Raw genomic sequence first — 23303 nt, 5'->3', positions numbered from 1 at the left:
ATCTATTCTACTTTTTGAGCGATTAATGCAAGTGAAGCATATAATCCACCCTTTTGCAATAACTGCTCATGCGTACCTTCTTCAATAATCTTACCTTCATCTAATACCAAAATACGGTCAGCATTTTGAATCGTAGACAAGCGATGGGCAATCATAAAAGTCGTGCGTCCTTTCATTAAAACATCTAAAGACTCTTGCACCAACTTCTCTGATTCATTATCCAAAGCTGAGGTCGCTTCGTCTAAAATCAAGATAGGTGCATTTTTTAACAAAGCACGCGCAATCGCAATACGTTGGCGTTGTCCTCCTGATAACCAGGCACCATTTTCACCGACCCTTGTATCAAGACCATTAGGCAAAGACTCTACAAAAGATTTAAGATTCGCTGCATCTAATGCCGCCATAATTTGCTCTCGACTAACATCGACACTTGAACCATAGGCAATATTTTCGGCTAATGTACCATCAAATAAGAACACGTGCTGTCCCACTAAGGCAAAATTGCTACGTAAACTCTTTAAGTCATACTCATTAAACAAAACACCGTCTAATAACAACTGTCCTGATGTTGGTTCTACGAAACGAGGGAGCATATTCACTAACGTAGTTTTCCCACTTCCCGAACGCCCTACAAAGGCAATCGCTTCCCCTGCTTTTACCTTAAGATTCAGCGATTGAATCGTATCTTGCTCGGCGCCAGGAAAACGGAATGAAACTTCTTTAAATTCGATTTGCGACTCAGACGTGACTTTAGCTTTTTTAGACCCAGAACTACTCTCTTGAGGAGCATCAATCAATTTAAATACACTTTCTGTCGCCATCATCATACGCTGTGCTTTACCAGCAACATTCGTCAAACGCTTCACAGGATCAAAAATCTGACCTAAGGCAGAAATAAACGCGATAAAATCACCTACCGTCAATGTCCCTTTTGAGCCCTGAACCAAAGCAGAGGCTATCACAGCAGCGACTGAAAAAGAAATAATCCATTGTGTTAAAGGTGACATAGCCGCCTCAGCGATGGCCATACGCATCGCATGATGACGCAAGGTATTGTTCACCTTATCAAAACGAGCTGTCTCAATCGCATCACCGTCATGCATTTTGATAACACGCTGACCTTCGATACCTTCTTTGACAATGCGCGTTAAGTCTGCATTCACATCAATATTTTGGCGATTGACTTTTCGTAAACGACGAGCAAAATAACGACCAACTAAGACAGCTGGTGGAAATACCACTAGAATAATTAAAGTCAGTTTCCATGACAAATAGAGCAACATGCCAAAGACACCAATGATAATCGTGGTTTCTTTAACAATCGTAGTCACCACTTCAGTAGCATAAGCAGTTACCTGAGTCGCATCTACAGTAAAGCGATTAAGTAAGCGCCCTGTATCACCTTTTTGAAACTCATTATCGGGTAATAATAATAAGCTTTTAAACATATCACGGCGTAAGCTCAGCAAAACCTTATTGGCCACCCACGCCATTAAATAGCTACCACCAAATGTCGTTATTCCTCTAACTAACATCAGGATAATAATGACCGTAGGAATCATCCAAACATAATAATCCTTAGCCCCTAAGAAACCCTCATCAAGCAAAGGTTTCATAAGGTACGCCATCGCAGGTTGTGTAGCAGAACCGAGCAAGATTAATATCAATCCAGCTAGCCAATATACCCAGTACTCACCTACACGACGGTATAGACGAATCCATAATGTCCTGTCTACGGCTTGGCTACCGTCATTGACTTGTTTTTTGTTTAAAAATTTCAACATTAACTCGCTTTATTATTTTGCGGAAAACACCCAGAATTTTAATGGTTTTCCAAGAAATTCTGTGAAAAGTTTAGCCTAGTTCATAAATCATGGCAAAATTTCTGTTTAAAATACAGCATTCCCTCTTTTAATTGATGTTTTTGATGACTAAATCGATTAGCCGTATTTATATCCGCTTACCCAATTGGATTGGTGATGTATGTATGTCCCTACCTTCTTTACAAGCTGTTCTTGAGACAGGTTGTGAGGTCGTGATTTGTGCAAAACCATGGGCAAAAGATTTATTAAGTGGCATAAAAGCCCATGATTTTATTGCCCTTAGTGGAAAATGGCTAGAAGATCGTCGTCTAATAAAAGCACATCAACAACAAAAGCCTACGCTTGGTAAAAGTGTCGGCTTACTATTACCAGACTCATTAACGAGTGCCTTGACCTTTCGTCTAGCAGGTTTACCTTGTGCAGGTTATCGTGATGACGGTCGCAGTCTGCTACTCAAATGGCCTGTTAGTAAACCTACAAATACATTACATGCAGTGGAATCTTGGTATTACCTGACAAAAACCGCTTTAATGTATTGGGGTTTTTCTCCCTCTGAGAAGGTATCTCCTTACTTATCATTAGCACTCACACAACAACACCAGCAAGAAGCTGATCAAATTATTGCCTCCCTTAATCATCAACCCTTTATTCTTATCGCACCAACGGCAACAGGTAAGCACAAAGGCCGAGAAAAGGTATGGCCACATTTTGATGAACTTACTCGCCGTTTACAACAAGAGAATTATCTTGTCGTGATGGCACCTCCACCCAATGAAAAAGAGATGGCATTAAAAAATGCTCCCACAGCAACACTCTTACCACCTATTGGTTTAGGTGCTTTTGTTGCCTTACTTAAAAAAGCCACTATCGTCATTTGTAATGACTCAGGTGTCTCACACCTTGCCAGTTTAGGAGCGCCACATCAACTCACATTAATTGGAGTAACAGAGCCAACTCGTACAGGACCCTGGTCTCCTACCGCAAAAATAGTAGGCAAAATGGATGCATGGCCAAGCATTGATGAAGTTCTTACTCAAATTAAGCAACTCATATGAAAAGCTATTTAATCTCTCTCATTATTCCGCTTAATTTATGTATCTTTCTCGTGATACTCGGGGTACTTTTTGCTATTTTTAAGCGTAAATTACTGTCTTTTTTTAGTATTATGGCAGGTTTAAGCTGGTTGCTACTATGGTCGTTACCTATCACTTCGCTTATATTAGGTGGCTATTTAGAGAATCGTTATCCTTATACACCACCCTCCATATCACCCACCGCTGAAGCGATTGTGGTCTTTGGAGGCAATACAGCGAATAATCGTGCTAATTGGTTTGGTAACTACTCCAAACAAACACGTCATGCACGCATTGATACAGCAGATGATTTATTTTTTATGGGTAAAGCCCCTAAAATTATTCTCTCTGGTGCGGCTTTAGAAGGGAATGTTAGCGAGGCACAAGGAATGGCAATGCAATTACGCAACCGTGGTATTCCCAAAGAAAACCTACTGATTGAAAACAAAAGCACCACTACTCGAGAAAATGCCTTTTTTGTGGATAAGCTATTAAAACAAGAAGGTATTACAAAAATACTGCTCGTTACCTCAGCTCTACATATGCCCCGCTCAATGGCAGTATTGCAAAACTTAGGCTATCATCCCATCCCAGCTCCAAACCCTCCACAGATTGTTTTACCTCCTGGTTTACACCCTTTTTTACCTAATACCAGAGCATTAGAAGGTAGTCGCTCAATTATCAAAGAATATATTGGGCTTATGACATACTATATAAGAGGTTGGATTTAAGAATACTCAACCTCATAAGCAATTTGTTTCTCATGCAAATGGCTAAATAACTCACTCGCCATTCTAATGCGCCACTCCTCACCCAGACGCAACTCACAACTAAATTGATTCTTGACGGATAAATCAACTTTAACCCACACCCCAGGAATACCATTTTCAGGAGCTGCACGGAAAGGATTAAGTGTGTATTTGAGAACTTTAGCACTATGCTTTTCTGTTAAAGATAGACGTAAATAACGCGCTTTTGCTTCTCTTGCCGACTGTAAATTATGCAATACCTCGGCCGTTAAGCGTAAAGTTCCATTAAAACGATTTTGCTTTGCTCTTACTTGAACAATTAATAAATTATCGGTTTCTACTAGATGTTTATACTGTAGATAAACCTCTTCTGGACACATGATTTCTAATTGTGCACTTCCGTCGTCCATTAACAAAAAATACAACCGCCCTGGATTACCCTCATTTCCTTCACTCTTGAGATTAAAGCTACGTGTACCAATTAATACCCCTGCAATCCATTGCAAATCCTTAGACTCTCCAAGATTTGCCAAGGTTGTCGGAATAAATCGACGCACCTCATCACGCCAAACGTCAAATAAATGATGGCTATAATAAAAACCTAACGCTTGCTTTTCCTCAATCAGTTCTTGATGTAGATTCCAAGGTGCTACTTTTGCCATTTCAGCATCAACTAAAGCACCCGCATCATCTTCAAACAAAGAAAACTGGTCTGCATTAGCGTCGGCTTGATCAGCTGCGCTAATTGCTTGATCTAAACTTGCTAAAAGTGCTGCACGATTAGGGCTAATACAGTCAAAGGCACCTGCACGAATCAATGCTTCTACTGAGCGACGATTTACCGTATGACGATTAACCCGACGACAGAAATCATATAAATCCTTAAAGACCCCTCCCTCATCACGAACCTGTACAATATTTTCAACGGCAGACTGTCCTGTCCCTTTAACCGCACCTAATCCATAGCGGATAGTCCGTGGAGGTAAACCTTTGGCACTATACTCATCAAGAACTGGCTCAAAACGATAAACCGATTGATTAATATCTGGCGGTAAGACGGTCAAGCCATTATCTAGTGCATCTCGCCAGAAAACTTGGACTTTATCCGTATCATCCATATCCGATGAAATCGTGGCGGCAATAAATTCAGCAGGATGGTAGGCCTTTAACCAAGCCGTTTGATAGGCAATAAGTGCATAAGCCGCCGAGTGACTCTTGTTAAATCCATAACCTGCAAATTTTTCCATCAGGTCAAATAAACGTACAGCAAGTTCGCCATCATAACCTTTTTCTACCGCTCCTTTTTCAAACAAATCTCGGTGTTTTGCCATTTCCTCTGGTTTTTTCTTACCCATGGCACGACGGAGTAAATCTGCTCCGCCCAGAGAATATCCACCAATAATTTGAGAAATTAGCATGACCTGTTCTTGGTAAACAATCACACCATATGTACTAGATAAGGTATTAGTTAGGTCTGGATGGAAATAATCCACTTCAGCCCTACCATGCTTACGATTAACGAAATCATCCACCATACCGGACTCCAATGGACCTGGACGATAAAGTGCCAATACCGCGATAATATCTTCAAAGGTATTTGGTAATAGCTTACGCAATAGTTCTTTCATCCCTCGCGATTCCAACTGGAAAACCGCCGTGGTATTGCCATCACAAAGCAATTTATAAGCATTTTGATCATCTAAGGGTAAACTCATCAAATCAAAATCTTTTTGTGCCTCATTAAAACGACGCACATAACGAACGGCCCAATCTAGAATCGTCAAGTTACGCAAGCCTAGGAAGTCAAACTTCACTAAGCCTACGTCTTCAATATCCCCCTTATCATACTGTGATACTACCGATGTACTACCTGGTTGGCAATATAAGGGACAGAAATCCGTTAACTTACCTGGGGCAATTAAAACGCCTCCCGCGTGCATACCAATATTACGAGTTAGCCCCTCAAGAGGTTTTGCCAAATCCACAATCGCTCGAACCTCTTCATCCTCTTGATATTGACGATTAAACTCTGGTTCTTCTTTTAATGTTCTATCTAATGACCAAGGATTTGCAGGGTCAAAGGGAATTAATTTAGATAAACGATCACAAAGACTATAAGGCATTTCTAAAACACGCCCTACATCTCGTACAACCGCTTTTGCCCCTAAAGTACCAAACGTCGCAATTTGACTGACCGCTCCACGTCCGTATTTATCTTTAACGTAATCAATGACTTTTTCTCGATTATCCTGACAGAAATCAATATCAAAGTCAGGCATAGATACACGCTCTGGATTTAAAAATCGCTCAAAAAGCAAGTCATAGCGTAGCGGATCCAAATCAGTAATCCCTAAGGCATACGCCACCAAGGAACCTGCACCTGAACCACGTCCAGGACCGACAGGGACACCGTTATTTTTACCCCAGTTAATAAAGTCTTGTACGATTAAGAAATAGCCTGGGAAGCCCATAGAAATAATGGTCTTACATTCCCACTCCAAGCGCTCGTTATAAATAGGGTATTGCTTGGCACGTTCTTTATCATCAGGATAAAGGTGCTTCATCCGTTTTGCCAAGCCCTCTTGCGCTAAGTAAACGAGATATTCATCCAAAGGAATGCCGTCTGGTGTGGGAAATAAAGGTAACTGCGGACGACCCAACTCAATTTCGACATTACAACGTTTGGCGATTTCAACTGTATTAGCTAAAGCAGAAGGAATATCGGCAAATAAAGCACACATTTCCTCCGTACTCTTCATGTATTGTTGTGGCGTAAAACGACGTTGACGAGAGGGATTTGCCAAAATCTCGCCATCAGAAATACATACTCGTGCCTCGTGCGTATTAAAATCATCCTGAGATAAAAATTGAATAGGATGTGTCGCGACGACAGGAATTTGTAATTGTTGTGCGAGATGCACGGTTTCTCGGATATAGTTTTCCTCGCCATCAAAACCGGCTCTCTGCAGCTCAAGATAAAATGCATTAGGAAATAAGCTTTTCCATTCTTTGGCGAGTGCTAATGCCTGTGCGGTATTGCCTACTTCAATGGCACGACCAATATCTCCTTGAATACCACCAGATAAGGCAATAAGTCCCGGTGCGTCTTTTAGCCATTCTTTACGAATTTCTGCATGGTCATACTGAGCATTCTCCAACCACGCTTTAGAAATCACTTCGCAAAGACTTAAATAGCCTTGATGGTTACGGGCAATCAGTAAGCAACGAAATGGTTTTTTGGAATCAGCCTCATTACTCATCCACAAATCACAAGCAATAATCGGTTTAATCCCTGCTTTACGTGCTTGTTTATAAAACTTAATCTGTCCAAATAAATTGCTTAAATCGGATAAGCCTAATGCTGGCTGTTTGAATTGTTTTGCCGTTTTAATCAACTCATCAACACGAATAATACCGTCCACAACAGAAAACTCTGAGTGGCTTCGTAAATGGATAAAAGACGGTTCTTGATGCATAGTCGAGGTATTGTAAAAGGGCAAAAGTGTCATTATAACATTGAGAATTTATCAGTCGCTGATTGCTACTAACACTATTGTGGATACGCCAATCTGCCTACAGGTTTTTGTCAGTCGCTGCTAGTATCAATCACAATCACCCACTTCAGAACATTGTGTATTCGCTCGGACAGCAAAGTGCGTCGCTATCGCTCGCCGTTTGCAAACTCGCTCGGTACATCAAGTTCTCTCCGTGGATGCTTGTGATGATGCCAATGAGCACTATTTGTGCATCGAAATGTCTCCGCAAACCTTGAATGCTTGAGTAAACGTTGCCGTGCTAATGAGCACTAGCCCACACGGAGAGACATTCACTTGCAGCGACATTGGAAACGGCGAAGCACTTTCCGGAACAAGAGTGAACTGTCTGCAGTGTGGGCTGTATCAATACGCAAGTTCTGCAGTGAGGACGATATACAGCAAGAGCGAACTTATACTCTCATCAGCCATGCCTTTTGCAATCGTTTAATTGACACCGGCATTGGCGTCCGTAACTCTTGTGCAAATAAAGCGACACGTAACTCTTGCAACAGCCAACGAAAATCTTCTAGTCCTTTATCTTCTCGCCCTTTTAATTGAGCAAAGGCACGTTGATAATTACTCAATAATGGTGCCATGTCGGCCATTAATTTTGTATCTCGTTCTGGGTCACTTTGCAACTTTTCTGCACGGACAAAATCGGCTTTTAAATAGCGTACAAAATGCGCTAAATGTGTATACTCATTGTCCAACAGAAAGTTTTTTGTCATTAAAGCAGCTTGGTTACTCATCATATCTTGATAAGCATTTTTATGTGCTTTAATAGCACCCATTTTTTTCTGGGTTTGTTGCCATTGCTCCAAAATTTGTAAGGTTAAACGAGCCACTTCATTGATGACTAATCCTAGTTTTTCTTTAGCAACTGCTTTACGTTGTTCAAAAGACGCCTTATCCACCGGCAATGGTTCATTTAATGCTGCTTGGGTTAAGGCACAATCTATCATCTGCCCTAGTAATTCTTCTTGTGTACCTAAGGGCAAATACAACATACTCATTTTGGTCAATTCATGAATATTTTTTTGCCAGTATTTAATCTGCTCTTTAAAAGCAATTTTAAACAGTCGTAGCAAACCTTTTTTATGTTGTTGCTGTGCCTGTTCTAATTCATCAAATACATCGATAGAACAATGTGTACCCTCATCAATTAAAGCAGGATAACCAATCACCGATTGATTTTTACGTTTAATTTCAAGGATTTCAGGTAATTCTCCAAAATTCCAATCAACAATTTCATCTGTCGTTAAAAACTCAGCGACTTGTTTATCCTTACCCGCTACTTTTTGAAAGCTTTCTTGTGTTTGAGAGGCATGTTCTGCCTTTAGCAAACCTAAATTACGGCTTGCTGATAACATGCGCCCATGCTCATCCACCACTTTAAAAATCATATGCATATGCGGAGGAAGGGTTTCCAGTTTAAAATCCTCTTCTTTCACTCTCGTTTGCGTATGCTCCCAAATATCATCAATTAAAGCCTGTAATAAAGGACGATTAGGCTTAGCCAAAAGGCTCTCATGACGCAAGTGGAAATCTCTTGCATACTCAGGTAAAGGTACGCAATGGCGGCGTAATTTTTGTGGCAATGACTTTAATAATAACTGTACTTTCTCGCGTAACATCCCCGGCACTAGCCACTGAGCAGCAACCGCATCTATTTGTCGTAACGCATACACAGGTACTGTCATGGTGACGCCATCCTTAGGGGAACCTGGCTCAAAATGATAATCCAAAGGTAAGTCCAGCCCATCCCATGTGAATTTCTTAGGAAACACATTCGTCGTAATACCCGCCGCTTCATGACGCATTAAATTTTGCTTATCCAATACTAAAGCGTCTTTTTGCTCATCACTTAAGTCTTTGTACCAAGCCTCTAAACCCGCTGTTTGGCAAATATCTGGTGCAATCAACTTATCATAAAAAGCATAAATCAGCTCATCATCCACCAAAATATCCGGACGACGCGAGCGATGTTCTAAGCGCTCAATTTCCTCTATCAACTGAGTATTTTTAACGATAAAGGGTAATTGACTATCAATCTCCCCTGTCACTAATGCTTCACGAATAAACACTTCTCGTGCTGCTTTAGGATCAATTCGCCCAAAATGAACTTTACGTCCTTGATAAATTTGGACACCATATAAAGACGCACGCTCATTCACCTGAACCTGACCTCGTTGACGATTCCATTGTGGATCGGACCATTGTTTTTTGAGTAAATGTGAGGCTAATTGCTCAATCCATTGCGGTTCAATCTTTGCCACCACCCGCGCAAAGAGACGAGAGGTTTCTACTAATTCACCCGCCATAATCCATTTACCTGCTTTTTTCACCATACTAGAACTCGGATGAATCACAAATCGGATATCACGTGCTCCTTGGTAAAATTGAGCGTCTTGTTCACTTTTTAAACCAATATTACCTAATAAGCCACTCAGTAAGGCTTTATGAATTTGCTCATAAGTGGCCTCTGTTTGATTAATGCGCCAACCTTTTTCTGCCACTAAGGTGAGTAACTGGGTATGTATATCATGCCACTCTCGTAAACGGATAGGTGATAAATACTCCTTACGTAGCCCCTCTACCAATTTTCGTTGAGAGGCTTTATGAGCCACCTTATCGTGATACCAATCCCAAAGTTTTAGATAGGAAATAAATTCTGACTTCTCATCTTTAAATTTAGCATGCGCTTGCTGGCTTTGTTCTTTGGCATCAAATGGACGCTCTCTTGGGTCTTGCACCGATAAAGCAGCTGCAATAATTAATACCTCTCGTAAACTTTGTTGCTCTTTACCCGATAAAATCATACGTGCAATTTTAGGATCCAATGGCAATTCCGCCAGTGTACGTCCAACGGCAGTTAAATGATTTTGCTCATTTAACGCACCCAACTCATGCAAAATATGATAACCATCAGCAATAGCCTTACCTGTTGGCTTATCCACAAAAGGAAACTGTTCGATATCATGCAAGCGTAACGCCTTCATGCGTAAAATCACCGAAGCTAAAGAGGACCGTAAAATCTCAGGGTCACTAAATGCAGCACGACGCTTAAAATCCATTTCGTCATAAAGACGAATACAAATACCAGAACCAATACGCCCACATCGACCTGAGCGTTGATTGGCTGAGGCTTGACTGATTTTTTCTATTTGTAATTGTTCGACCTTATTACGCCAAGAATAACGCTTGACTCTAGCCAAACCACTGTCAATCACAAAACGAATACCGGGTACAGTCAGTGATGTTTCCGCCACATTGGTCGCTAAAATCACACGTCGTAAATTGGTATTAGGCTGAAAAATCTTCTCCTGCTCTGCCTGTGACATCCGTGCAAATAGCGGTAGAACTTGCATCCCTGAAGGACCTGTTCCTAACTTATGTTTACGCAAAGCCTCAGCCGCCTCACGAATCTCACGTTCCCCCGGTAAAAATATGAGAATATCACCTGATCCTGCATGATGACATTCATCTACCGCATCCACAATACCATTAATCAGGTCTTTTTCTTCATCTCGGTCTAAACGCTCTGTATTGGTTTTTGGTGTTTCTTCATCGTCATCCACTACTCCAATCGGACGATAACGCACCTCAACAGGATATAACCGTCCTGATACTTCAATAACTGGCGCTGCTTTACCATTTTTATCAGCAAAATGACGAGCAAATCTATCCGCATCAATCGTTGCGGATGTAATAATCAGTTTTAAATCAGGGCGTTTTCTCAGAATATTTTTTAATAAGCCAAGCAAAAAGTCGATATTTAAACTACGTTCATGCGCCTCGTCAATAATAATAGTGTCGTACTTTTTTAAGAGATGATCATTTTGCGTTTCTGCAAGCAAAATACCATCGGTCATTAATTTAATCGCTGCCTTAGGACCTGTTTTATCGTTAAAGCGAACTTGATAACCTACCCAATCCCCTATCTCCGTATTCAGTTCTTGGGCAATTCGTTTGGCAACAGATACTGCCGCAATACGCCGAGGTTGCGTATGACCAATGAGTCCCTTACTACCTCGCCCTAACTCAAGACAAATCTTTGGAAGTTGTGTGGTTTTACCTGAGCCTGTTTCCCCACAGACAATCACAACCTGATGTTGCAAAATTGCCTTAGCAATTTCATCACGCTTAGCACTCACGGGTAAAGCATCATCGTAACTGATAACCGGCAGTTCTCTGGTTTCTGTAACGACGGCTGTCACAGGCTCAACGGTTTTTGGGGCGACAGGTATTGGTGTTTTCTGCTTAAGTTTATTGATTATGGGTGTGGCAGGCTCTTTCTCTTTTAGCGCCTTAGCCAAATCTTTCAAACTTAAATTTTGTTTATTTTTCATAAAATATCTTAATTTTCTAGCTATCCGACATTATAATTTGTTAATACCTAAACGGCGATTTTCTCGTCGTCATTGTTAATATTTTCACCCTTTAGGAGTTCATCACGTCCATGTCCACCGAAACTGAAACCTTCTCTGCTCTTGATGCCCCCGAATTTGCACCAGCTCAATTTGTTCGTTGGTTCCGAGAAGTTGCACCTTATGTGCATACTATGCGTGGCAAAACCTTTGTTGTCGGCTTTGGTGGCGATCTAGTACAAGAAGGTAAACTAAATGCTTTAGTACAAGACTTATCCTTACTTACTGCACTCGGTGTTCGTCTGGTTTTGGTTTTTGGTTCTCGTCCACAAGTGAATGAGCAACTTCGTCTTAAAGGCTATGATTATCAATTTGGCTTATCAGTAGAGCCTACTTCTGCCGTCGCATTAGAGTGCTGTAAAGAGGCGGCGGGGGAAATTCGTCTAGATATTGAGGCCGCCTTTAGTCAAGGGCTACCCAATACTCCCATGTCAAACTCTCAAATTCACGTAATTTCGGGTAACTTTGTAACGGCACAACCAGCAGGTGTCATTGACGGTGTTGATTATAAGCACACGGGCAAGGTCCGTAAGTTTGATATTGAAACAATTAATAAAGCAATGTCTCTCGGTGCTGTCGTACTCATGGGGCCTATTGGCTTTTCACCTACCGGTGAAGCGTTTAATATTGCGATGGAAGACTTAGCCACCAGTACAGCCATTGCCCTGAAGGCAGATAAACTAATTTTTCTTAATAAATCCAGCCTGCTTCGTGACGAACAAGGCAATATTATCACTGAAGTCGCTCGTGTTGATGTAGACCGTCTATTAGCAGATGATCACCAACTGGATGAAGAATTTGCAAACTTTCTTAAACATGCGTCAAAAGCGGTTCGTCGTGGTGTTAAGCGTGCGCATATTATTCCTCATGACTTAGACGGTAGTGTTCTGCTCGAATACTTTACGCACGACGGTGTGGGTACCATGGTAGTAGAAGACACCTTAGATGATTTACGCCCTGCGACTGTCGATGATATTGGTGCTATTGTTAGCCTTATTGAACCTCTTGAAGCGGATGGCACACTGGTCCCTCGTGGTCGCCATATTATTGAACGTGATGTCGAAAAGTTCACGGTACTAGAACATGACGGAATTATTTATGGCTGCGTTTCTTTAATGCCTTATCCTGAAGAAAAAATGGCAGAAATGGCTTGCCTTATTGTCCATCCTGATTGGCAAAGTTCTGGTGAAGGTGAGATTTTATTACGTCATACAGAAAACAAAGCACGTTCTTTAGGCATTAAACGTCTTTTTGTCCTCACCACTCGTACATCACATTGGTTCATTAAACGTGGTTTTGTACAAGGCACTATTGAAGACTTGCCCGCAGAAAAGCAAATGAATTACAATCGAGCTAGAAATAGTCTTATCTTCATCAAGAAACTTTAAAAGGAATTTTATCTATGGCACGCATGGTTCAATGTGTAAAACTAAAAAAAGAAGCGGAAGGGTTAGATTTCCCTCCTTATCCGGGTGAGCTTGGTGTAAAAATCTATCAGAACATCTCTCGCGAAGCATGGATGAATTGGATGGATGTACAAACGCGTATCGTCAATGAAAACCGTTTAAATCTAGCAGATGCTCGTGCACGTAAATACGTCAAACAGCAAATGGAAAGTTATCTATTCGAAGATAAAAATGTTGAGGCACAAGGTTACGTGCCGCAATCATAAACTCAGCAATAAAAAATGCTCCCATAAAGAATTCCTCTATGGGAGCATTTGTTTATTGAGTCACTATGCACAAAAACCTAGCTCTTCACGGCAATCGCAACATATTTAATTTCTACATAATCCTCAATACCGTATTTAGAACCTTCACGCCCTAAACCCGATTGTTTAACACCACCAAACGGTGCTGCCTCATTAGAAATTATTCCTGTATTGACACCGACCATACCATAGTCAAGTTTCTCATACACACGAATGACACGACTCATATTCTCGCTATAAAAATAAGACGCTAAGCCATATTCTGTATCATTTGCCAAACGAATGACCTCATCCTCTGTGTCAAACTTAAAGACCGGTGCAATAGGACCGAAAATTTCTTCGCTAAAGACACGCATATCGGTATTGGCATTTTTAATCACCGTTGGCATAAAGAATAAATCCTTATGCTCTCCACCGCATAACACCTCACCGCCTTTGGCTTTTGCATCTTCCAGCAAACTCACGGTATTTTTAATGGCTTTAGGTTCAATCATAGGACCGATTTCTACCCCAGCTTTTGTACCGTCGCCGACGTTTAATTTCTGAACAGCAGCCGCCAATTTTTGAGTAAACTCTTCGTAAATACCTGCTTGAGCATAAATACGATTCGCACACACACATGTTTGCCCTGCATTACGGAATTTCGCTGCAACCGCGCCTTGTACAGCCGCATCCACATCCGCATCATCAAATACGATAAATGGTGCATTTCCACCCAACTCTAAAGAAACTTTCTTAATCGTTGAAGCGCATTGCTGCATTAATCGACGACCTACCGGTGTTGAACCCGTAAAACTAAATTTACGTACAATCGGGCTTTCGGTCAGAACATGACCGATATCTTCTGCATCACCCGTAATCACATTAAATACACCAGCAGGAATACCTGCTTCCTCAGCTAATACCGCCATCGCTAAGGCTGAAAAAGGTGTTTGAGATGCTGGACGAATCACAAACGTACAACCCGCTGCCAATGCTGGCGCTGCTTTACGTGTAATCATCGCATTAGGGAAATTCCATGGAGTAATCGCTGCACAAACCCCGATTGGCTGTTTGAGCACGACAATTCGACGATCTGCAGAAGGCCCAGGAATCGTATCACCATAAATACGCTTTGCCTCTTCTGCAAACCATTCAATATAAGAGGCTCCATAAGCAATTTCACCTTTAGCCTCTGCTAAGGGCTTACCTTGCTCAATGGTCAAAATATACGCCAAATCTTCTTGGTGTTGCATCATCAAGTTGAACCATTTACGTAAAATATTGGCACGCTCTTTGGCACTCTTTTGTTGCCACACGGCTAGAGCCGCCTCAGCAGCTAGTACTGCACGCTCTGCCTCTGCTTTACCCATATTAGGAATGCTACCAATCACCTCACCGGTGGCTGGGTTAGTCACTTCAATGACGCCGCCCTTGTCGGCATTCACCCATTTTCCATCAATATAAGCCTGAGTTTTAAAAAGTAATGGATTTAACGACATTATTGCTCCTTATCCAATATCAGGGATGTAAGACATCTCACCTCCCTGATAAACATTGTATTAACAAAACGTTTTACCGTGATAACACGCTTCGTAAATTTTGCCCACATCCACTTCATTTAATTTCATTGGACTACGTTGCAATAAACGCGTTTGCAACATTGCCGCACGCGTTAAATCGCCTAGAGCAGTCTCAGGAATATCAAAATTTTGTAATGTGGCTGGAATACCCACTTGTTTGACCAAACGTTGCAACGCTTTAATACACTCGACTGAGGCTTCTTCTTGTGAAAGCTGTGATGCACTATACCCCATCGCCTCATAAATATCCTTCAGCTTCTTCTCGCATGAAGAACGAATATAACCCATCACATAAGGCAATAGGACGGCATTGGATTCCCCATGGGCGATATGAAATTGCCCACCTAAAGGATAAGCTAAGGCATGTACCGCCGCACAACCTGCATTAAAGAAGGCCAACCCTGCTAAATAACTTCCATAACTCATATCTGTACGAGCTTGTTTATTCTGACCATCTTCAACCGCTGTCACGATAGAACGGGCAATCAGACGAATAGACTGTAAGGACAAAGCTTCACTAATGGGTGTCGCATTCACAGACACATAAGACTCAATGGCATGTGTTAAGGCATCAATCCCTGTGGCAGCGGTCACTCTCGGAGGCACAGATACCGTTAACTCTGGATCAACAATGACCACTTCGGCTAATAGATTATCGTGAACGACAACATCTTTACTATTTTCTAACGAGAGTACAGAAATATTAGTCACTTCCGAACCTGTACCTGATGTTGTCGGAATCATAATCTTAGGCAAACTGGCTTTTTCCAAAGCGCGTGTACCAGTAAGATTAAGATAATCCTTTACCTCCCCTTCTTGAGTCGCAAGAGCAGCCACTAATTTCGCTAAGTCAATCGCACTACCGCCCCCCAGTCCAATCACTAAATCCACCGCTTGTTGGCGAGAGAAACTCACTAATTGCTCACCTACAGCTAAAGGAGGTTCAGGAACCACATCGCTATTAATAATGGTCTTAATACCCACTTCTTCTAGCATCTTCGCCAGCTGAGCCGCTAAACCGTTTTGAGCTAAAAAAGGATCCGTAATAATCAGTGCATTGTTGGCTTTTAAGCGTTTGACTTCTTCGGGCAAAACACTCAAACAACCCCATCCATTAAAGTTACGCGTAACAAAACTTGTTTTAATCATCTGCTTCAGTCTCCAATTGACGGTCATGATCTTTGGTAAAGGTATAATCAACCTCACCTTCAAAGAACTTCTTACCATAAATTAAAAAACACAGTAAGATACCGGCGGCAAATGCCCATGCCGCACCTTTAATACTTAAAATAGCCGCAACAATACCCGCAATACCTAAGTCTTTACCACTACGTGCTTCTAATACACCAATTTTCATATTGACATAGCCTTGGATAAGTAAGGTCAACGCCAGCGCAATACCCAAAATTGGTTGAACTAAACTCACAATAGGCATCAATAATAGACCTGTATTTGTACCCCAGCGGAATGAACCTATACCACCAAAGAAAGAGTCCATCGCTTTACGACCTTTTTTCCAACGCTCAATGGTCACTACTTGCATGGCAGACCAAATCGGACCACACATCGTGACATCAGGACCAAGAATACTCATCGCAGCATTACGTCCACCAAAAATCAAATGTGCACGTGTTGATTTATATTTCACTTTTTCATCTGGACGATATTTTTGACCGTCAGTAATCAAGGCACGATTTTGTAAGATATCACCAAAAAGAACAATATATGTCGCTAGTACCGTTGGAATCGCTGTTAAATACATCTCAACTGGAGGGAAACCGATACCAAATACGGTATATTCATTCCATAGACGCGTAAAATCAGGCGAAGAGAATCCCCACTCAATGCTAGGCCATGGTGCTTCACCAAAGATAGGTGCCACAACAACCGCTAAGATGATAATTGGAAAAATACCTAATTTACCTAATACTGCAAAAGCTGGGAAACGCGCTTGTAATTGTGCGAAATGTGCTGAGTATAGTAAATAAAATGCAATACCTACGGCAATACTAATTGACCAAGGGAATGATTCAAAACGACCGCCTACTTGGAAAATAGAAATAATCGCGGCTAACCCAGCGCCGATAATGATACCTGACTTAATTGCAGCAGGAATTAATCGAACAATTTTCCCTGCTAAACCTGTAACGCCGAGGAAAATAGACAATATCCCCAATGTCATCTGAAAGGCAATCAATGAGTGAATGCGCTCAGGTCCCTCTGGAAATTGCTGACAATACGCCATAATTAAGGGAATAGCAGGTGTAATCCATCCAGGGACACAAGGGTCACCCAACAAATGGTGTGTCAAATAGAAAAGACCATTGAGAATAACAATAGCTAAAGCTACCTCAAAAGGCATTCCTAACAACGTAGTAAGTAATGGGATAGCGGCTAAATCCACTGCACACATCAGTAAACCTTGGAAATAGTCTGGCCATTCAAAACGATAATGAATAAAAGGCAAACGAATCTTAAAAGGACCACATGGAATATATGGCGCCTCCTCACCTTCTTTTCTATTTTTCCATAAAGCGATTCCCATTTATTTTCTCCTGAGAATTTTGTGTTTATTAAATGAATACGTAACCAATAAAATGTTTACGTATTCATTTTAGAGAAGAGTTACCCTGTTTGCAATATTTTTTTACAAAATAGCCAAAGCTTTTGTCGTTTTTCTTTCAAATAAAGAAACTGACTTTGTAATTCTGATATTCCTAGTCTGTGCTTCTGCATTATCTTTTGACTCAATTTTTTGAATCAACATACGGATAGCAATTTCACCCAACTGACTTTGATCCGAAATACCAATAGTGGTGAGTTGAACTAAGGGTGTCGCACTATTACGTACATTATCAATACCGATAACACTTACATCATCAGGGACAGAATAGCCTAGGGAAATTAAGGTGTTCATGACTTCAATCGCCAATGCATCCGTTGCTGCACAAATCGCCGTCGGCATAGCTTGATTATTAATCAAACTATGCATCATCATCGCTAAATCAGGATAATCCGTTTCTTTGTAATTTACCGTCTTAATCCGCAGCCCCTGATAAGCAGGCAAGCCACCCACCCTATCACACTCTTCTTTAAATCCCAAATATCGATGACGAAATGTACTCATTAACATGCTGCCACCAATCCAAAGAATATCTCGATGACCCAGTGATAATAAATGTCTGACCGCTAAACGTCCAGCATCCATATTATCCATTTCTACATAGTTACCTACCGACTCATGACGGCGATTAAAACAAATAAAAGGTAAATTTAACTTTTGGAAACGATAGACGATAGGGTCATTAAATAAGACACAAGACATGATTAATCCGTCTGTCTTATGACTCAATACCATATCATAGACAGAATCAATTTCACCATCAGAAAAATGCACATTGACCTTATAACCCAACTGATTCGCATAGCGAATAATTTCCGAGGTTGAATCCACAAAAAAAGGATTGTGTAAAGGTCCAGAAATTAAAGAAATAGTATGTGTCTTTTGACTAACTAGACTACGAGCATTAGCATCAGGAATATAACCCAATGCATCAATTGCTTCCATGACTTTTGCTCTAGTTTTTTCAGAGACAGTCAATGGATTATTCAGAACTCTTGAAACCGTTGTTTGGGAAACCCCCGCTTTTTTAGCAACATCTTTAGAAGAAGGCATATCTATTTTTTAAGTAAGTGAGATTGTCTACAATTGTCATTATATATTCTACTAGACAACTCACTTCTTTTTAAAGCACCTTAAGGGGTTTATTCCTCACCTCTAGCGACTTTCTCTGCGTTTTTTACACCTTTATGGCGTACATCTTCACCTTGTACAAGATAAATAACGCGTTCTGCCATATTTTTAGCATGATCACCGATTCGCTCTAAAGCACGTGCGATAAAAATCAAATCAATCGCTTCCGATGTCTTGCGAGGATCCTCAATCATATAGCTACTTAAAGTGCGTAATAATGACTTCCACTCTTTGTCCACTTGCTTATCTGCTCTTACTACCTCAGCAGCAACCACGGCATCATTGCGAGCAAAAGCATCCAAAAATTTATTTAACATTGATGATACCAAGGTAGAAATATGACGAATCTCAACTAAAGGCTCGTAGCGAGGATTATTTTCATGCAAACGACGTGCCATTTTTACGACTTTTTCTGCCTCATCCGCAGAACGTTCCATATCTGTAATCATCTTGAGGGCAGAGATTAATAGTCGTAAATCAATGGCTGTTGGCTGGTTTCTGGCAATCGCTTCGGCAATTTTATGATCCAATTCTACTTCGATAGAATTAACGATTTTTTCATTTTCTAATACTTGCGTAATACACTCTACAGAGCCTGTTTCCACCGCCGTTAATGAATCTTGAATCATGGACTCAACCAGTCCGCCCATTCTTAAAAACGTCGATCGAATAGTCTCTAACTCACTCTCGTAGCGCTTACTTGTATGTTCAGTCATATCGCACCTATAAAAAATAATGCCCTCATTATAGAGGGCATTTATGACGAATATATGACAATTAACGTTTAGACCGTTAATGTCTTAACGCCCTCTTGTGTCGCAATCAATGCGACTGTTGCAGGAGATTTTGCAAAGAATCCACAACACACCACCCCCGGAATATCATTAATCTGGCACTCTAGTGAACGCGCATCAGCGACACTAAAACCCGCCACATCGAGAATAGGATTACCATTATCCGTTGTGAACCCTTGTCGAAGTTGTGCTTGCCCCCCTAATTTAGCTACTTGACGAGAGACACTTTGCAATGCCATCGGTAATACTTCAATTGGCAACTTGAATGCCCCCAACTCGGCAACGACTTTACTTTCATCGGCAATACATACAAAACGCTCAGCCACTGATGCTACGATTTTTTCTCGTGTTAATGCGCCACCACCACCTTTAATCATTTGTAGTAAGGCATTAATCTCATCAGCCCCATCCACATAAACGGGCATGGTTTGGACTTCATTCAGATCCAAAACGGCAATACCATGATTAGTCAAGCGCTTAGCACTACGCTCAGAACTCGCTACAGCAGCACGAAAGGCATCTTTATGTTTAGCCAACTGATCGATAAATAAATCCGCTGTCGAACCAGTTCCTACCCCTACAACACTTCCTGGTGTCAATAAAGGCAAAATATAGTCTACTGCAGCTTTTGCCACTTGTTCTTTAAGCTCTTGCTGAGAAAATGTCATCGTAAAAACTCTCTATCTGTATTACGCCAATTGTTGATAAGCTTTTTCATCCAACCCTAAAATAAGTCTATCACCCTGAACCAGCAATGGACGCTTCATCAATGAGGGTTGTTCTTGCACCAAAGCAATTAAATCTGCTTCATTACTCAATTGCTTTTGTTGATCAGTTAATCCACGCCAAGTTTGTGACTTTTTGTTGATTAAACTATCCCAACCAAGCTGAGCAGACCAGTTTTTAAGCTGCTCTGTGGTTGGTGGTACTTGACGAATATCTTGAAACTGAAATGCAAGTCCTTGCGCCGTCAGCATTTTCTGTGCCTTAACGCAAGTACTGCAATTTTTTAATCCAAATATATGAATCATACTGATTTATTTTTTAGTTGAATGCGATTAGCCACAATCACTATCGTTCCGACGACGACAATGAAAATCGTCGCCAATGCATTGACTTCTGGCTTAATTCCTAAACGAACGCGAGAAAACACCTCAATCGGTAAGGTGGTAAAACCCGGACCATTTAAGAAAGAAGCAATTACAACATCGTCCAATGATAGTGTAAAGGCAAGCAACCATGCGGATACTAAAGCTGGTGCAATCAATGGTAAGGTAATGGCAAAAAATACGCGTGTTGGCGTTGCTCCTAAATCCAAAGCTGCCTCTTCTAATGAACGATCAAGCTCACGGACACGAGAAGAAACCACCACAGAAACATAGGCCACACATAATGTCACATGCCCTAACCAAATCGTAAACGAACCATTAGCCTCTGGGAATCCCACTAAATTGCGAATTTCAATAATCATCAATAATAATGAAATACCCAAAATCACATCGGGAATAACTAAGGGGGCATTTAACATACCGATATATAAAGCAAAGCCACGGAAAGGACCTTTACGTGCCAACACATATCCTGCCCATGTCCCCACAATGACCGCCATCGTCGCTGACATTACGGCGATTTTGAACGATAACCATGCTGCACTTAAAAGAGCCTGATCATCCAATAAGCTACGATACCAGCGGAATGAAAATCCAGACCATGACGACGCAAGCGCTGAATCATTAAATGAGAATACAACTAAGCTGATAATAGGAATGTACAAAAATGCAAATCCTAAACCTAAGGCTAGCCATTTAAACCATATATTGGACTTTTGCATTATGCGCCCTCCTTCATCAATTTAGCCTGGTTACGTTGATAAATAACCAAAGGAACTAATAAGAGAAGAATCATACATACCGCCACTGCTGCCGCTACTGGCCAGTTAGCATCCGTAAAATATTGATCCCACATCACTCGACCAATCATATACGTATCTGTACCACCCAATAACTCAGGAATAACGTATTCACCCACCGAAGGAATAAATACCAACATCGCCCCTGAAATAACGCCTGGCATAGATAGAGGTAAAGTCACATTCCAGAATGTACTCAATGGTTTTGCCCCCAAATCAGATGCCGCATCCAATAAGCGCTGATCTAGTTTTAATAAATTGGTATAGAGTGGCAAGATAAAGAATGGTAAATAGGTGTAAACCAATCCAATATAGACCGCAATATCCGTACGATAAATCTCAATAGGCGTATCAATAATACCCAACCACATGAGGAAATTATTGAGTAAACCCTCATTACGTAAGATACCAATCCAAGCATAAACGCGCAATAACAACGATGTCCAGAAAGGCAAAATCACTAGCAATAACAATAAGTTACGCATTTTAGGTTCTGAACGTGCGATATAGTATGCCATTGGATAACCAATAAGAATACAAATCAACGTCGTGATTGCGGCCATTTTTAGTGAATTTAGATAGGCATGAATAAACAATCCATCCGTAAAGATAAGGATATAGCCTTCCAAATGCATCGCTAAGCGAATAACCCCTTCTTTAAATTCTAAGAGAGGCGTATATGGCGGAATACCAAATGACGACTCCGCAAAACTAATCTTAAGAACAATAAAGAAAGGTAATAAAAGGAATAATACCAACCAAGCAAATGGTGGGATAATCGCCAATTTGTCTTGATCGGGTTTTAACTTCTTTTTAAGAGCAGAGAAACTTATCATGATGGTAAAACCGTTGCGCTATCAGGACCCCAAGTTACATAGACTTCATCATCAATGCCTGGAGGCTCTTCTTGACCAATACGACTATTAGGAACACTAGCCTCAATAATCTTACCCGCATCCAAACGTACTTGGTAACGTAGATAAGACCCCATCCACGCCACATGCGTCACAATACCATGCCCCACATTAGTTTCATCTTCGGGTTGATCTCGTAACACACGAATATGTTCTGGACGGATAGACACAAAGACTTCCATGCCTAATGGTTCTGATACCCCATGGTTAACATACATCGGACGCATTAATTCATCACTTTCAATGACCACATGATCCGGCTCATCAACGACAATCGTACCTGTAAAGATATTGGTCGAACCGATAAAACTCGCCACAAACTGTGAGTTAGGGAAAGTATAGACATCATGTGGTGTACCTGATTGAATAATACGACCATCTGTCATTACCGCTAGACGATGAGCCATTGTCATTGCCTCTTCTTGGTCATGTGTCACCATAATACAAGTCACACCCACCGAATCAAGAATTTTGACTAATTCAATCTGTGTTTTCTGACGAATTTGCTTGTCTAATGCCGACATAGGCTCATCAAGTAATAAGAGCTTTGGACGCTTAACAAGACTGCGGGCTAATGCGACACGTTGCTGTTGGCCACCGGATAATTGTGATGGCTTACGACGTGCATAACCAGCCATTTGTACCAAATCCAAGGCTTCAAAAACGCGATCATGAATCTCTTGCTTATCTACACCCTCTTGTTTTAAGCCGAATGCCACATTGGCTTCCACCGTCATATGTGGGAACAAAGCATAGGATTGGAACATCATATTAACGGGACGCTTATAGGGAGGAATGGTAGAAATATCCACTCCATCTAATAGAATCTGACCCGATGTTGGTTGTTCAAAACCCGCCAACATACGCAATAAAGTCGACTTACCTGAACCTGAACTTCCTAACAAAGCAAAAATCTCATTACGACGTACCGATAAATTCACTGATTTAACCGCAACTGTCTCACCAAAGATTTTTACCACATCCACCAATTTGACGAACTCATCAGGATCTCCTGACTGCGTCGTAAAGCGACTTTCTTCCATAATTTTTT

General features: G+C 41.1%; 17 protein-coding genes. 4 read left to right on the top strand and 13 right to left on the bottom strand.

Translation table 11 applies throughout. The features are described from left to right. Nucleotides 1-2: 2 nt before the first annotated feature. Entirely contained in the window at nt 3-1784 is a 1782-nt protein-coding gene (msbA, locus tag HKX39_RS06130) for a lipid A export permease/ATP-binding protein MsbA (RefSeq protein ID WP_171680444.1), read from the bottom strand. Between the two features lie 143 nt (nt 1785-1927). On the opposite strand from msbA, the gene HKX39_RS06125 reads away from it, so the two are divergent. Next, entirely contained in the window at nt 1928-2878 is a 951-nt protein-coding gene (locus HKX39_RS06125) for a glycosyltransferase family 9 protein (protein WP_171680443.1), read from the top strand. Next, nucleotides 2875-3627: a YdcF family protein gene (locus HKX39_RS06120; RefSeq protein WP_171680442.1), complete on the top strand. Its 753-nt coding sequence runs from the start codon at nt 2875-2877 to the stop codon at nt 3625-3627. Before HKX39_RS06125 ends, HKX39_RS06120 begins: the two co-directional genes overlap by 4 nt. On the opposite strand, the gene dnaE is transcribed toward HKX39_RS06120, so the two are convergent. Further along, entirely contained in the window at nt 3624-7154 is a 3531-nt protein-coding gene (dnaE, locus tag HKX39_RS06115; RefSeq protein WP_246226078.1) for a DNA polymerase III subunit alpha, read from the bottom strand. The two genes, HKX39_RS06120 and dnaE, sit on opposite strands and share 4 nt — an antisense overlap. Nucleotides 7155-7591: 437 nt before the next feature. Then, nucleotides 7592-11428: an ATP-dependent RNA helicase HrpA gene (gene hrpA / locus HKX39_RS06110; RefSeq protein WP_425500270.1), complete on the bottom strand. Its 3837-nt coding sequence runs from the start codon at nt 11426-11428 to the stop codon at nt 7592-7594. 212 nt (nt 11429-11640) lie between these two features. Here hrpA and argA point away from each other — a divergent pair, with 212 nt between their 5' ends. Beyond that, on the top strand, nt 11641-12996 hold the full coding sequence (gene argA, locus HKX39_RS06105) for an amino-acid N-acetyltransferase (protein WP_171680440.1): 1356 nt from the start codon (nt 11641-11643) through the stop codon (nt 12994-12996). Between the two features lie 14 nt (nt 12997-13010). Further along, entirely contained in the window at nt 13011-13280 is a 270-nt protein-coding gene (locus HKX39_RS06100; protein WP_171680439.1) for an oxidative damage protection protein, read from the top strand. 77 nt (nt 13281-13357) lie between these two features. Here the strand turns inward: HKX39_RS06100 and HKX39_RS06095 are convergent, their stop codons facing one another. The 10 genes from HKX39_RS06095 to HKX39_RS06050 all read right to left on the bottom strand — a co-directional run bounded on the left by HKX39_RS06095 (nt 13358) and on the right by HKX39_RS06050 (nt 23295). Beyond that, nucleotides 13358-14800, bottom strand: a complete 1443-nt coding sequence (locus HKX39_RS06095) for an NAD-dependent succinate-semialdehyde dehydrogenase (RefSeq protein ID WP_171680438.1) — start codon at nt 14798-14800, stop codon at nt 13358-13360. Nucleotides 14801-14860: 60 nt separating this feature from the next. Next, nucleotides 14861-16030 carry an iron-containing alcohol dehydrogenase gene (locus HKX39_RS06090; protein WP_171680437.1) on the bottom strand — a complete coding sequence of 390 codons (1170 nt, stop codon included), beginning with the start codon at nt 16028-16030 and terminating at the stop codon, nt 14861-14863. After that, complete coding sequence (locus HKX39_RS06085) at nt 16023-17426, bottom strand: hypothetical protein (protein WP_171680436.1); 1404 nt, start codon at nt 17424-17426, stop codon at nt 16023-16025. The genes HKX39_RS06090 and HKX39_RS06085 overlap by 8 nt, the downstream gene beginning before the upstream one ends. Before the next feature lie 102 nt (nt 17427-17528). Then, the gene (locus HKX39_RS06080; RefSeq protein ID WP_171680435.1) at nt 17529-18557 is read right to left on the bottom strand and encodes a LacI family DNA-binding transcriptional regulator; all 1029 of its coding nucleotides are present in this window, start codon (nt 18555-18557) and stop codon (nt 17529-17531) included. Nucleotides 18558-18646: 89 nt separating this feature from the next. Then, nucleotides 18647-19351: a phosphate signaling complex protein PhoU gene (phoU, locus tag HKX39_RS06075; protein WP_171680434.1), complete on the bottom strand. Its 705-nt coding sequence runs from the start codon at nt 19349-19351 to the stop codon at nt 18647-18649. Nucleotides 19352-19419: 68 nt separating this feature from the next. Continuing rightward, entirely contained in the window at nt 19420-20097 is a 678-nt protein-coding gene (gene rpiA / locus HKX39_RS06070; protein ID WP_171680433.1) for a ribose-5-phosphate isomerase RpiA, read from the bottom strand. Nucleotides 20098-20118: 21 nt separating this feature from the next. After that, nucleotides 20119-20460, bottom strand: a complete 342-nt coding sequence (locus HKX39_RS06065; RefSeq protein ID WP_171680432.1) for a Spx/MgsR family RNA polymerase-binding regulatory protein — start codon at nt 20458-20460, stop codon at nt 20119-20121. Next, nucleotides 20457-21260, bottom strand: coding sequence for an ABC transporter permease subunit (locus tag HKX39_RS06060; RefSeq protein ID WP_171680431.1), 804 nt, complete (start codon nt 21258-21260; stop codon nt 20457-20459). The genes HKX39_RS06065 and HKX39_RS06060 overlap by 4 nt, the downstream gene beginning before the upstream one ends. Then, nucleotides 21260-22174 (bottom strand): ABC transporter permease subunit, encoded by a 915-nt coding sequence (locus HKX39_RS06055; protein ID WP_171680430.1) that lies wholly within the window; start codon nt 22172-22174, stop codon nt 21260-21262. Before HKX39_RS06055 ends, HKX39_RS06060 begins: the two co-directional genes overlap by 1 nt. Beyond that, nucleotides 22171-23295, bottom strand: coding sequence for an ABC transporter ATP-binding protein (locus HKX39_RS06050; RefSeq protein WP_171680429.1), 1125 nt, complete (start codon nt 23293-23295; stop codon nt 22171-22173). The genes HKX39_RS06055 and HKX39_RS06050 overlap by 4 nt, the downstream gene beginning before the upstream one ends. Between the last annotated feature and the right edge of the window lie 8 nt (nt 23296-23303).

It is taken from the genome of Pelistega suis, from assembly GCF_013133795.1.
Classification (GTDB): Bacteria; Pseudomonadota; Gammaproteobacteria; order Burkholderiales; family Burkholderiaceae_B; genus Taylorella; species Taylorella suis.
This window is presented reverse-complemented; position numbering and strand designations above follow the sequence as displayed.

Coding starts and splice junctions, on each gene's coding strand:
- HKX39_RS06060 (WP_171680431.1), bottom strand. CDS start 21,260: ATGCAAAAGTCCAATATATGGTTTAAATGGCTAGCCTTAGGTTTAGGA.
- HKX39_RS06100 (WP_171680439.1), top strand. CDS start 13,011: ATGGCACGCATGGTTCAATGTGTAAAACTAAAAAAAGAAGCGGAAGGG.
- HKX39_RS06055 (WP_171680430.1), bottom strand. CDS start 22,174: ATGATAAGTTTCTCTGCTCTTAAAAAGAAGTTAAAACCCGATCAAGAC.
- HKX39_RS06095 (WP_171680438.1), bottom strand. CDS start 14,800: ATGTCGTTAAATCCATTACTTTTTAAAACTCAGGCTTATATTGATGGA.
- HKX39_RS06050 (WP_171680429.1), bottom strand. CDS start 23,295: ATGGAAGAAAGTCGCTTTACGACGCAGTCAGGAGATCCTGATGAGTTC.
- dnaE (WP_246226078.1), bottom strand. CDS start 7,154: ATGACACTTTTGCCCTTTTACAATACCTCGACTATGCATCAAGAACCG.
- HKX39_RS06090 (WP_171680437.1), bottom strand. CDS start 16,030: ATGATTAAAACAAGTTTTGTTACGCGTAACTTTAATGGATGGGGTTGT.
- phoU (WP_171680434.1), bottom strand. CDS start 19,351: ATGACTGAACATACAAGTAAGCGCTACGAGAGTGAGTTAGAGACTATT.
- HKX39_RS06120 (WP_171680442.1), top strand. CDS start 2,875: ATGAAAAGCTATTTAATCTCTCTCATTATTCCGCTTAATTTATGTATC.
- argA (WP_171680440.1), top strand. CDS start 11,641: ATGTCCACCGAAACTGAAACCTTCTCTGCTCTTGATGCCCCCGAATTT.
- HKX39_RS06085 (WP_171680436.1), bottom strand. CDS start 17,426: ATGGGAATCGCTTTATGGAAAAATAGAAAAGAAGGTGAGGAGGCGCCA.
- HKX39_RS06080 (WP_171680435.1), bottom strand. CDS start 18,557: ATGCCTTCTTCTAAAGATGTTGCTAAAAAAGCGGGGGTTTCCCAAACA.
- HKX39_RS06065 (WP_171680432.1), bottom strand. CDS start 20,460: ATGATTCATATATTTGGATTAAAAAATTGCAGTACTTGCGTTAAGGCA.
- msbA (WP_171680444.1), bottom strand. CDS start 1,784: ATGTTGAAATTTTTAAACAAAAAACAAGTCAATGACGGTAGCCAAGCC.
- rpiA (WP_171680433.1), bottom strand. CDS start 20,097: ATGACATTTTCTCAGCAAGAGCTTAAAGAACAAGTGGCAAAAGCTGCA.
- HKX39_RS06125 (WP_171680443.1), top strand. CDS start 1,928: ATGACTAAATCGATTAGCCGTATTTATATCCGCTTACCCAATTGGATT.